This window comes from uncultured Marivirga sp., assembly GCF_963974845.1.
GTDB classification, from domain to species: domain Bacteria; phylum Bacteroidota; class Bacteroidia; order Cytophagales; family Cyclobacteriaceae; genus Marivirga; species Marivirga harenae.
Map to the genome: position 1 here is coordinate 1 of NZ_CAXBEQ010000015.1, position 12,527 is coordinate 12,527.

Below are 12,527 nucleotides of genomic sequence, written 5' to 3' on the forward strand. Positions count from 1 at the left end.
CAACCCACTGGTGAACTGTAAAAGTCACAAAGTAGGGAGCTCCTTGATCTTTCACCACATATTCAAATCCCATAGAAACAATAGTTTTCTTAAATTAACAACCTTCATTTATTGATGGATTAAAAATCCTTTGTTCTTTAAGTCGGATTACAAATCCTATGATCTATATTCGACATTACAAATGTCGAATAGCCAACCTCACGTTCCTGTTCGACATTTGCAATGTCGAACGGCTATCCCCGGATTTGTAATCCGTTTACCAATATCTCTGTTCGACATTACAAATGTCGAACGCTTATCCGCGGATTTACAATCCGCTTAACCAATCCCCAAATACTCCTTTACCACACCCACCGACATATTTTCCAACTGCTCCTCACTAAATACCGCCTTAAAATTGTCGTAGTAATTCTTAAATTCAATACCCTGCAGCATATTCAGGAAGTAATCGCTACCATAAATGATGCGGCTTTGGAGCTTCTTATTATCAGCTGTGTCGGTTTTAAAATAGCGGTCAGCAATCGTTTTTAGCATATCTGGGTCAGTCTGACAAGATAAATCAGTGTACACATGATCAAAATCCAGTATCAATCGTTTTATTTCTTCTTGCCATTCATGACTACCCCCGCCAAAATGCGCTAAGCAGATTTTTAGATTAGGGTATTTCTCTAACACCTTTCTCCATAAGGTAGGATGATTTAAACGATGCGCTCTTTCTTTAATGGACTTATCAAATCCGCCATTTAAAATATTAGTCGCGAATGTTATTTTCTCTTTATTCTGAAAAGCTAATTCGTAGGTATACTCATTATCTGCAGTATCGGGCTGCTGCGTACAAATATCCCCGTACACTTCTAAGCTATCCGTAAAAGTAGCAAAGCCGGAATCAGAGCAATGCGCCATAATAGGAATTTGGTTTTCCTCACACCATTTGTATAAACTAGTGCCATGCACAAAAGCCTTGGTAGGATCAAATAAGTTCAAATCAGTAGGTGAATACCCATTAGGGGTGTAGAGCTTTACGCCATGGAACACTTTTTCCTTACCAATATTGTCTTCCACTTCCTGAGCCATGCCTTCCCTGCGCGGATCTACTGCCAGAAATGGAAATATGTCATGACCATATAGTGTTTTTAACTGCTCTAATTCTTTCTTCTGTGTTTTAAAAGAATCCTTTGCATCCGATAATACATCAGCATTGACAAGATTTAAGCCCTTGATAATTTTCTTTGCATATTTCAGAATGCGTACCGAATCTTCATTGACTACCCGCTCCCCATTAAAGACAAACTCATCATTCTCCTCAAAACGCTCCACTAAGCCATCCATTTTATCTATAAACTCCCCATGCTTTTCCTTAAACTCTTGCATTTTTTGTGCAATGACGGAAGCTGCATTATTCGTATCATAGTCATTCCTAAAGGTCATTTCCAAGTCAAACATTAAAGGGATGTAGCGGAAGGTCTTAGGCGAAACCCTAGTGTCCCAATAATCCTCTTCCAAATCATGCAGCATTTGGCGTGCCCCTTTGTTGAATAAGAAGTAGTTGAAAACATTTCGAATCACCCTTCCAATGCCATGTTCATTCGCACTTCCTTCACGAGTACTAATTGGCTGCAGCTGTTCATTAGGATTGTCCTGATCTAGGTAATCCACAATATCGCCCAGCAACATCAAGATCAATCGACCCGTGATCACATTTCTACCAAACAGATGACAATGCGCATCAAAGTGATCACCCGATTTCAATTTATTATAGTCTACTTTTTCAGATTTTTCCGTAAAGAAAAAGCTTTCAATTTGATCTTGGCAATCCGGTTTTTCAATCAATCTACCATGTAAAGCATCACTGATCATGTAGTTTTTGTATTTGGCCGGATTATAGCCTTCAATGGCTACGTATTGACTAGGCAAACTGAATTGATTTTTAGTGCTGATCACCCAGTCATTATGTTCTGTTAAAATCAAATCAATCCCTAACTCTAGCTTTCTTCCCCACCAGCCATTGTTTTCATAATTACCCGCTACAGGCAGATAACGGGTAGTGGCTTGAACAGGGGTATTGTAAATAATATGATGCAATCTATCGCTGCCGGGCTTCATCACATCCATGCCGGGCTGCTTGATGACCCATTGAAAAGAATGCTGCAATAAGGAAGCGATAAAAACCACTGGAGCCCCAATGCCAATCTTTCTCATGACTTTCTTCAGCATCTTTAATCCAAAAGCCATTCCTTCGGCAAAAGACAAATAGCCCACGCCATTACCAGAGGCCACCAAAGCTACTTTCCCTATCTTAATACTGTCTTGCTCATAATTGGCTAAAAATTGCGCCAGCAAGCCGCCCTGACTCGTACCAATGATATCCACTTCCTGATCAAAGGATTGAATGTCTAAGGCATTCAACATGGAAAACATCTTTTGGATGTTGCCCTCCGCATCCCAGAAAAAGGTAGGATGATCAAAAGCGATGACTTGTTCGTATTTCTCTTCCTTCAAAAATTCTTGTATCCACATATTTACCTCGCCAAATGAACCCTTCGTACTGGCGAAAGTGCCATGCAACAGCAATAAGGTTTTTTTACTTTCATCAATAGCCCCAAAGTTGGCGTTAATAAAGTGACCATTGGGCTTCATGACCAATAGCCGATGATCTTTTACAAAAAGACCTGTTTTGTAAGCAGCCAGTTCATCTTCAATCAATTCTACTATTTCTTTGCTATTGGAGGGTAGGTCTTTTTCCTTATGTTTTCTAAAGGCCCTTTTGAAGATGAGCACTTTCACAATAAATTCCTCCTGTTTGTAGCGAGTGGATAAACGATAGCGATTGGGTATCCCGGGAACTTCCTCTATTGCTTTATGAGGAAGGGCATTGAATTTATAGACAAGGCGATCACGTTCGTTGGTGTTATGGGCATCTGTAGACTCAGGCATAATATAATCCAATTCTGCGGCCTCGTTATTTTTGATTTGATGCTGATAAAAAGCCAAGGCTCCTTCTTCTGGAGCCAGAAAAGCATCTAATCTGAGTTTGGGGATTTCGTCTAAAGCAAATATTTCAGGATAGGGAATATCTAACTGACTTAGATTGATGACTTTTTCCTTGATGTCATTTTTAACATCCAGCTCAGGATACATTTGTTGGATCAGGCGTACCTCTTCTTCTACGGTAGATTTTTCTTTGAATACGTCATTGCCTTCATTGGAGCAATACAACTGACCCTCCCAATTGACCGGATCATCATTGGCATAGCCCAAAGTCCCCCAAACCCCCATGATTTTATCCGCATCCTTGCGGTTTAGAATTTTTGGGATGGCCGTATTTTGTAGATATTCTAAGTCTTTATCGGCTTTTTCAGATCGTAATAGGATAAATTTTTTCTCGGTGGGGGATGCCATAAAAGATAGGGCATCTAAGGCAATAGGTCTCATAAGCTTAGGTTTTAGTTAAAATAGTTTACTAACTAAAATTGGGACTAATCTTTGAGATTTGCAATACCTATTAATGAGTAAGTTACAAACTATATAGCTGGGCTATTGCTTGTGAGGAATGGAGAAGTTTGTTTGAAAAAAGTATACCGACCATGCCAAGCTAGGGCTAAGGGGACCAGCAACTACAAGCGAATTCATGTGTTACATACTCAGCGGAACATAGCAGTTTCTGCATTGGGGCTTTCGCATTGAAGAGTAATTGTTGGAACCACAGCTATGACAGTAATTTTCTTGAAAATCCATATTCTCATATTGCGACCATGTTATAAAGCAAGTGTAACAAAATGGGCGTTCAGGATTATGATCAATATCAACTTTACACCTTATGCAGTGACCTACATTTTTGTTATAGTTGTAGTTGTTATAGTTGCTATTATTGTAGCTGTTATTATTTTGATAATATTGACTGGATTTTTGTTGGGTATGCTGGTACTGGTCTTGTCTAGCATGATTTGATTTATGAGGTTGTTCCTCCAAGATAGAAGAGTCGATTATCGAATTGACCTCAGTTCTGGTCTTTTCGAATAAAACTTTATCTTGATTTTGGTCTATAAAAACACCCATTTCCCTATTATTTCTTTCTGAAAAGTCATACATATTCATCGATGTAATAATCATTTCAGACTCATTGAAATAACATTTCGCATGGAGATTTTCACAAAAATAAAGATATACTGAATTTAGACTAGTGATGTCTTGATGTTGTTGTCTCGTCAGATTGTCCTTGCCGTAAATTATATTGATCCTGATGTTTCTATTGCTAGCATCAATTAAGCGATTATACAAGTCTTTACTTATCTTCAAATAGGGAGAAACTAATGTTATGTGTTTTTTAGCATTAATAATTATTTCCTCTAATTTAAATGAAACTCCTCTAGTTGTTAGAAAATCTGCCATAAAATAAAATTAAGCCTCAAATATAATAGGAACCCGGAATATATTTTAACCTTTATTATAATTAATTAAAACAGATAATTATGTAGATGAATAAAAATAGAAAAACTTTTGAGGTATAGTATCTTTTAAAATAATAGTTCCACCATGCAAAGCATGGCGGGAACGGGGAATTGGCAATGTGTATAGCGAATACTTGGAAGATTGAAAATTTATACTTAAGTTTGCATACTATAATTAGCACTATGCAAGATCAAAAATCTACGATAAAACCCAAAAAGAAGAACTTCAATGTTCTGAGTTTCTTCAGTGGTGCTATGGGGTTAGATATCGGTCTGCACAATGCTGGATTCGAAACTCTTTTGACTTGTGAGATTGATAAGGCAAGTCGTCAAACTATTCTTGCGAATAATCCTGAAATTGGATTAATTGGAGATATAAGAGCTTACACTACCGAAGAAATTCTGGAATATGCTGGTCTTAAGTCCAAAGAAGAAGTTGATTTGATTGTTGGTGGGCCACCATGTCAGGCGTTCAGTTCAGCGGGGAAGAGAATGGGATTGGCAGACGATAGAGGCAATGTTTTTTTAAAGTTCATAGAGGTAATTGAAAATATCAGTCCAAAGTTCGCTGTAATTGAGAATGTCAGAGGTCTTTTGTCTGCTGCATACGATATTGACTTAAAGCCCGAGGAAGAGGAGTTTCTACCATATGAGCTAAAAGAGCTTAAAGGCGCAACCATGTTTTATGTTTACAATAGGTTGCGAGCAGCAGGATATCAGCTGTCATTTAATCTCTATAATTCAGCTAACTATGGAACACCGCAAGTTAGGGAACGAGTAATAATTATTTGCTCAAGAGTAAATGAAAAGGTTCCGTATTTAAAACCGACCCATTCTCAAAATGGAGATTTTGGGCTTCCTAAATGGAATACGCTAAAAAATGCTATTGGCAACCTTAATGGCAGTAATACGGAGTTTATTAAATTTCCTGAAAAACGACTGAAGTATTATAGAATGCTAAATGCAGGACAAAACTGGCGGGACTTAAGTGAGGAAATGCAGAAAGAGGCTTTGGGTAAATCATACCATTTAGGAGGCGGAAAAACAGGTTTTTTCAGAAGGTTAAATTGGGATAAACCTTCTCCGACTTTGGTGACTCATCCCGCAATGCCTGCCACGGATTTGGGCCACCCTGAAGAAGACAGACCACTAAGTGTTCAAGAATATAAACGAATTCAAGAATTCCCTGATACTTGGGAAATTCAAGGCAGTCTTATTAATAAGTACAAGCAAATCGGAAATGCTGTGCCTGTCAGTGTAGGTGAAGCCATAGGGCGATTGATTTTGGAACTTAATGAAGGTAAAGTGTCCGAGAACTTGCCAAACTTTAAATATTCGAGATATTTAAAAACTGCCGATCAAGAATTTATTCAGGACTTTCTAAGTAGAAGTCGAAAACTGATTGAAGAAAAAGAAGTAAATCAGCTTTCGTTATTTTCGTGATTACGCCCATAAGGACTTTCGTCTTCTAGAAAAACTGACCCAGGGTTGTTTGAAACAGCTTTTCTCACAAATTCTCTGTATGACTCTTCAGTGAGTAAATCATTTTCATCCTGAATATTAACCAGCGTATTTAGTGATTCCCAGTTAGTTTTTCCTGTTTTTGAAAATCTTCTAAACCAGTGTTTGATCTTTGTTCCATCCCGGACAGTTTTGCTCGAACTATTCTCACTGTTGTCACTATTTTTTATTTGTAGTAGTTGACCATCTTCATGGCAAAAGTCAATGCTTTTCATTGTCTCGCCCCAGCAGCAATGCCATTTATATTTGAGAAGTTTAGAAGCTACATACTCTTCTAACAGGGAGCCTGCAATATTCTCAGCGGACATAGAAAGTCTATGACCATATTTAATTGATTCTAAGTCTTCAGTCGAAATAGGAGTTCTCGCAGAAATTATCTCATCTAAGATTGGATCATGTTGAGTTCCAATTGGGTTACTGGTTCTTTTTGAAGGTCTATTCTCAAAACCATTGATAAATCTATTCGTCCATTTCCGCGCAAAATCTTCAAATCCTTCTGTTTTACCAATGTGGTTTGTACAACAGATTTCAGGAATCTCAATAACTCTATCTGCAACAACTTCAAGAGAGTCATCCAGTTTGTCTCCTGCTTCATTTCTTACTATTCTTAACCAATCTTCTTTGCTTCCATAATTGAAGCTTTCGAGTTTTTTCCAAGGCATATTAGTCATTCAATATTTCGCTCACTTTAACTTCTAAAGCATTGGCAATTTTCTCGATATTCAGAAGTGTAATGTTCTTTTCAGCACGTTCTATCATTCCGATATACGTTCTGTGTAGATCCGCTCTATGAGCTAGTTCTTCTTGTGAAATGTCCTTTTGCTTTCTTAATTGGCGGACTCGTTCACCAAACTTATTTAGTATTTCTGATTCGATAATCACTGCTAATTTTAGTATGCACAAAGCTATCTTTAGTCTTCATTTTATACCACATACTATAGTTAGCATTCAGGTCATATGGGACACAAAAAAGCAATGTGTGCGAAAGCACTCTTTGCTTGTGCGTTGGCTTTTTTTTTAATGGGGCACAACACAAGCTAACCGAAATAATATAAAATTGTAAGAATAATCGACTAAACTTATAAAATGTACGACCTAAATAAATCCGTAAAAGATTCTTGCGCTTAGGGCTAGTTGCTTATCTCATCTTTTTTGATGGCTTTATATAAAAGGGAAAGAAAATGGCTCCGTAAAACTTCCGAATACTGTTGCGGTAAAGCAGATGGATAAATCAATGGTAATATAACGTCTCGTTATTATTGTCAAAAAAGAGATCTGGCAAATATCAAAGTTCGAAAACTTAAGGCTAAGTGCGTTATTTTTCTTCAAAGGTTTCGTTTATTCGTTCAAATAGCTTTTCGAAGTTCCCTAAAGATTCTTCTGATAATTTATCTAAATATCTATCTCTATTTCTTAAAAAGGTATCCGCAGGGCGTCCGTGATTAAATCTTGGTATGCCTTCTAATCTAGCTAACTTATTGACAATCTGATCACCACCTTTAAGGTCTTCGGTTTTATGATTTTTGTCAAATGTGTCATTATATATGCTCAAGTAGTCTTGTTCCGAAAATAAATCTTCAATGTCAACTAAATTAGATTCAACTATTTCATTGAGACTTATTATTTTCTTCGATTTCAGGTAACCTCCTTTTGAGAGATTTGCAAGCTTTTGATTACCTTCTTTTCTGGCGTCAACAACAACAGTCAGATCTAAATGAATTCCCAGAAGAGCTACAAAAGTTGGGATTAAATCTGCCCCACCTACTGGAATTAATGTCCAATCGTCTCTTAATCCTGTCCGCCCTTTTTCTATTAAATAATTAGAAATGGCCGAAATATAAGTGAAGTCAGAAGTACCTTCTAATATTAAGTTATTCGTAGATATGAACATATGCTGCGCTAAGTCATATCCTAAAGCACCTTGAAGCGGAAATAGCGTGTCAGGATCAGAGGTTAATACATCAGCTGTTACTTTTGATCCTTCATCTCTATTTCTTTCTTCTACTATTCTTGCTCGTTCAAGTTTATTGGGTTGTACCATAAATGGTGAGTGTGTAGTATATATAACTTGTCTTTTAGATGCCAACCTTTCTTCGATAAATCGCAAGAAATCAGCTTGCGCTTTTCCGTGTAAACCCAGACCTGGCTCATCTAATAGAATTATTACTGGCTCATCTTTATATTCATACTCACTGAATGCAGCCAAAAAAGAAAAAAACCATTGAAAGCCTGTTGAATGTTCGTCAAATGGTAAAGAGAGAAAATGTTTGTCGTCCCAAATTCTTATTTTTAGTTCATCAATAACTGTAGTTTGATTATTTCGGTTTGTAACGGTAGTTTTATCTATATCAGGATTAACTCTAAGCGAATTGTTTTGACTCCAATATTCGAGAACATCTTGAGTAAGTGCATTTGCTACGTTTTCCAATTCTCTTTTCCTTCTTTCATAGTCAGGATTTAAAAGGTATTCATCATCTGCTGCCGCCATTCTAAGAAGAGATTTTGCCGTCAATTGATTGTCATCTAAAGTGGAGTCTTCAGCTTCAAGAATCTCTTTGATTTTGACTGAATATGGTAGTGTACTGTATTCGTTAAAGTATATGAATTTAGGAATGAAGTTCTGAATTGTTTTGTAGCAGGCTGAAAGTAATGTCTTTGAATCTCCGATTTCCTCTTTTAATCTACTACGCAATTTTTCAATAGACTCCTTTTCCTTATCACTTGCTTCTTCATTTGTCTCATAATCTTCAAGGAAGTCTTTTAAATATTCAATATTGGAAAAATTGGTTATTTCCTTTCTAGTTTCCATACTAAATGAAAGTCCGTGTAATAGGTTTTTCAGATACTGGCCCTCATCTAAATTTAACCAATGATCAAGAGTACCGTCATATGACTTATTCAGAGTTAGAGTTTTATCTTTTAGTACACCTTCTCCAAATAGCTCATTCACAAGTTCGATTTCATTATCTTCCAGTTCAAAGGTGGTGTTCACAGGGCGTTCTTTTTTCAAATCAATCCCTTTCATTCTATCTTTCTTTTCTAGCCAAGCGGGATATTGGTCTTCAAGTTTAAAATCAGCATTTTTACGAACTGGGTTCAGTCTGTAAAGTGCATTTAGGAAAGAAGATTTACCTGATTCGTTTTTACCTACAAGACAAGTAATATCATTTTCAATCTGAACAGGAGTTGAATCAATGATATTTCTAAACTTTTTAATTGTTACTTCCTTTAGTATCATATGTATTGTTTAAATGCACTACAAAAAATAGCTATCAACAATCCTTATATTTATTATTATTCCATTATCGGAATTCTAACAATTTTAGCATTCTTGACATTCTAATTTAACACAACCTAACCGAAATAATATAAAATTGTCAAAATAATCGACTAATCTTATAAAATATACGACCTAAACAAAGCCATAAAAGATTCTTACGCTTATGGCTAGTGGGTTAGCTCTTCTTTTTTGATGGGCTTTATATAAAAAGGAAATAACATGGCTCCATATACTATCCCCATTATTTCACCCGCAATGGTAGTATATAAATCAAAGGCTAAATATCCTCCTGTTCGCCAAGTCCAATAGGCAGTACAGAATGCAATGGCCATAGTACCAAAAAAGGTGTAGGCAAGCCGATTATACCATAACCGCATCAAAAATTTAAAGAGGATGAAAATAACTGCTAAGGTTGGCACAAGATAAATACCCAGAAAAAAGATGAATTTTAAAAAGAATAATATCTCTTCCCAGTTGAGGGCATATTGGTGGGGGTACCAGCCTGGACCTGGCACATGGGAGTAGGGTAAATAGCCTATCAATCGAACAGTTATGAGGTATAAAAAAAGGCCTCCAAGAATGATTAAAGTCCCAAAGAGCAGGTGTTTGCCAAAGTTTATATAGTTTGTTTTCAAGGTTTTTATGTTTTGATAGAGTGTTTAATATTGTTTGTGTTTTTCTGAGGGTTTCAAAAAGCTAGGTTATTTGCTTTCATCTATATACCCTTCTTTTTGCTTGATCAAAAAGAAGCAAAAAATCAAGAAAGTTTAATGCTGCTACGCTCGAGGCCTACGCTGGCCCGCTAAACTTTCCTCCATCCCGCTCGCACGGAACAAAAGTTGTGCTCAAAATCGAGCTTTTAAGGATTTTAAAGAGAGGTTCTTGACCAAATATTATTTGCTTCCATATTAATTTAACCATTTCTAACCAAATATTATTGCTTCCTGTCGGGCTTTCACCTGTCCTGTCAGACTATTGACCCTTCCTGTTACATTTTTTGGCTTCCTGTCGGACTAATGACCCCTCCTGTCAGACTTATGACCTTTCCTGTCGGAATAATGATGCTTCCTGTGAGACTAATGACCCGTCCTGTCGGACTATTGACCCTTCCTGTTGCATTTTCTCTGCTTCCTGTCACAATTTTAGCCTTCCTGTCTGAATTTCTATCTTTCCATATACTATAAAACCCCTCCTGGCATTCAAGAGGGGTTTATAAAATTAGGCGGTAGTGAAGTATCGACTAGAATAACCTTCTAGTTTCCCTTCATCTTTCCAGAACAAATATTTGCCTGCTTGATATATTTCATCCACTACTTGCTTAAGGTAAGTGTAAGCTTTATCTCTAGTAATTTTCGGACTGCCCTCTTCTTTCCTTTCGCCATTGGCCTTAGCCAGTAAAACACTAAGCTCAGTAGCTTGATTGGCGGCTTGATCTAATTTAGCCTCATCAAAACTGATAGCCGTTAATAATGGCAAGTTAGCATTTCCTAAAGTGGCTAGATCACTTAAATCTTGGACCATGTCAGAATCGCTTGTGCCTTGCTCAATGCCACTAACTTTATTCAATAAGTCTGGGCGTTTACGGAAGGCATAGCGAAAAGAATGCTCTATTTCATTTTTCAAATCATATGCTTGAGGGCTTATCTCCTCCCATTCTTGCTGTGCTTCTTCCATGGTGTATCGATCCTTGTTCCAAACCGACTGTGCATAGCGCAGTGCACCAATTCGTTCCTCCATCTCATCAAAATAAGCTTGAGGTACGCCTACTTCTACTAATTGAGCTTGATCCTCATTGCTCCACTCTTGTAAGTCAGAAGCTTCCTGTACATAAACATCTACAGGCATGTTAGGGATTTTTGTGTCAGCTGGCTCTATAGCTTCAATAGTACCTTTTAAGGTTTCAAAATTTTCCTTTGACATTTTTCTTATTATTTAGTTGAACATTTATTGAATTCTGCATAAAAACTTCCGCTCCGAATAGTGGTTCTAGCCTCTTCGGGTTAAAAAGTACTGCTTGAAATGAAGCAGTATTGTAAAGCTTAAAATTGTTGGATATACTTGTTATTGGGAATGTAATAAACTGCAATAACCTTGGGGTTTAGATTGAAAATTTCACTATACATACTTACGTATATGAAGCAAACTTATTAAGTCGTATTTAGAAGTCCAAAAAATAATAAAATTATTTATAATAGACTTTTCTACCCATCCCTTAGCCACATAATCGCTGCGTACTTACTTCTTTCTATCAAATGAATGGTATAATTCAGCCGGGATCTTCATTTCACTAGAATATTTCATCGATCTTTTATTGGCTAGGTCGCAGTAAACAGATGATATTTCACTCCCAATATAATTTCGATTAGTTAAGAGCGCCATTTTTGCGGTGGTGCCACTGCCCATAAAGCAATCATATACAATATCATTTGGATTGCTCCAGCTTAATATATGGTCCTTAGCTAAGTCCTCAGGGAAAATTGCAGGATGTTCAAAAGCCTCGGGGTCTTCGGAGCTGTGGCCTTTTCCAACAGCATATTCCCAAACATTGGTTCTCCTGCCATACTCACCATATCCACCTCTCGCTACTTTCTTAAGTGTACCGTTCACCAATCTTTTAGTTCCATTATCGCCATTACGGCTCTCCTTATTTCTCCGGTCCTTGATTAGATTAATAGTTTTTGGAGCACCTTTGCTGAACACGAACATATATTCAAAGCCTTGCCAATAAATTCGATTGTTCCCACTAGCCCCTTTGGGAGGCTTTTTAAAAATCATGGTATCCATGAGTCGAAAACCACTCTGCATGAAAGTCAGCGCTTGCCTAAAACTTGTTCCAGATTCACTACCATTGCTAGTTTTATCAGACACAACCCAAACCACTACTCCACCCTGCTTTGTGACTCTAAATAATTCAACCGCCACTTTATCAACATGAAAGGAATATTCATGATAATCTCTCATATCATCATAGGGAGGAGAAGTCACGGTAAGATCTAGAAAGCAGTCTTTCATTCTACCCATGGTCAGCAGGCAGTCTTCATTATATATCTTATTGACTTGCATGTGAGGTACAGGTTGATTCGACCTTAAACTTACAAAAACATGTGGTTTCTACTGAAGTATAAATTAAAAAATTAGAGGAAGAACCTCTATTTGAGGGCTATTATAGGTATGCAAGCTCTGTTGCCCAAAAAGTATAGGCATAAAAAAACCCTGATAGAACCATCTATCAGGGTTAAAATAAAAGTTGGCAACGACTTACTCTCCCACCTTTTACG

At 37.1% G+C, this 12,527-nt stretch carries 10 protein-coding genes; 1 reads left to right on the plus strand and 9 read right to left on the minus strand.

The features are described from left to right. Window positions 1–318: 318 nt before the first annotated feature. On the minus strand, window positions 319–3,432 hold the full coding sequence (locus AAC601_RS18805) for an amidohydrolase family protein (protein ID WP_340154101.1): 3,114 nt from the start codon (window positions 3,430–3,432) through the stop codon (window positions 319–321). A 201-nt stretch (window positions 3,433–3,633) separates the two neighbouring features. Beyond that, entirely contained in the window at window positions 3,634–4,389 is a 756-nt protein-coding gene (locus AAC601_RS18810) for a phospholipase D family protein (protein WP_340154102.1), read from the minus strand. 242 nt (window positions 4,390–4,631) lie between these two features. Between AAC601_RS18810 and AAC601_RS18815 the strand changes: the two genes are divergently transcribed. Continuing rightward, window positions 4,632–5,891: a DNA cytosine methyltransferase gene (locus AAC601_RS18815; RefSeq protein ID WP_340154103.1), complete on the plus strand. Its 1,260-nt coding sequence runs from the start codon at window positions 4,632–4,634 to the stop codon at window positions 5,889–5,891. On the opposite strand, the gene AAC601_RS18820 is transcribed toward AAC601_RS18815, so the two are convergent. The 7 genes from AAC601_RS18820 to AAC601_RS18850 all read right to left on the minus strand — a co-directional run bounded on the left by AAC601_RS18820 (window position 5,870) and on the right by AAC601_RS18850 (window position 12,312). After that, entirely contained in the window at window positions 5,870–6,631 is a 762-nt protein-coding gene (locus AAC601_RS18820; RefSeq protein ID WP_340154104.1) for a SinI family restriction endonuclease, read from the minus strand. The genes AAC601_RS18815 and AAC601_RS18820 overlap by 22 nt on opposite strands. A gap of 1 nt (window position 6,632) precedes the next feature. After that, complete coding sequence (locus AAC601_RS18825) at window positions 6,633–6,872, minus strand: helix-turn-helix transcriptional regulator (protein ID WP_340154105.1); 240 nt, start codon at window positions 6,870–6,872, stop codon at window positions 6,633–6,635. A gap of 412 nt (window positions 6,873–7,284) precedes the next feature. Then, complete coding sequence (locus AAC601_RS18830) at window positions 7,285–9,207, minus strand: AAA family ATPase (protein WP_340154106.1); 1,923 nt, start codon at window positions 9,205–9,207, stop codon at window positions 7,285–7,287. 209 nt (window positions 9,208–9,416) lie between these two features. After that, a complete protein-coding gene (locus AAC601_RS18835; protein ID WP_340154107.1) occupies window positions 9,417–9,884 on the minus strand; it encodes a hypothetical protein in 468 nt (155 codons plus the stop codon). A gap of 353 nt (window positions 9,885–10,237) precedes the next feature. Next, entirely contained in the window at window positions 10,238–10,387 is a 150-nt protein-coding gene (locus AAC601_RS18840) for a hypothetical protein (RefSeq protein ID WP_340154108.1), read from the minus strand. A gap of 80 nt (window positions 10,388–10,467) precedes the next feature. Then, window positions 10,468–11,169 carry a hypothetical protein gene (locus tag AAC601_RS18845; protein ID WP_340154109.1) on the minus strand — a complete coding sequence of 234 codons (702 nt, stop codon included), beginning with the start codon at window positions 11,167–11,169 and terminating at the stop codon, window positions 10,468–10,470. A gap of 315 nt (window positions 11,170–11,484) precedes the next feature. After that, window positions 11,485–12,312: a site-specific DNA-methyltransferase gene (locus AAC601_RS18850; RefSeq protein ID WP_340154110.1), complete on the minus strand. Its 828-nt coding sequence runs from the start codon at window positions 12,310–12,312 to the stop codon at window positions 11,485–11,487. Between the last annotated feature and the right edge of the window lie 215 nt (window positions 12,313–12,527).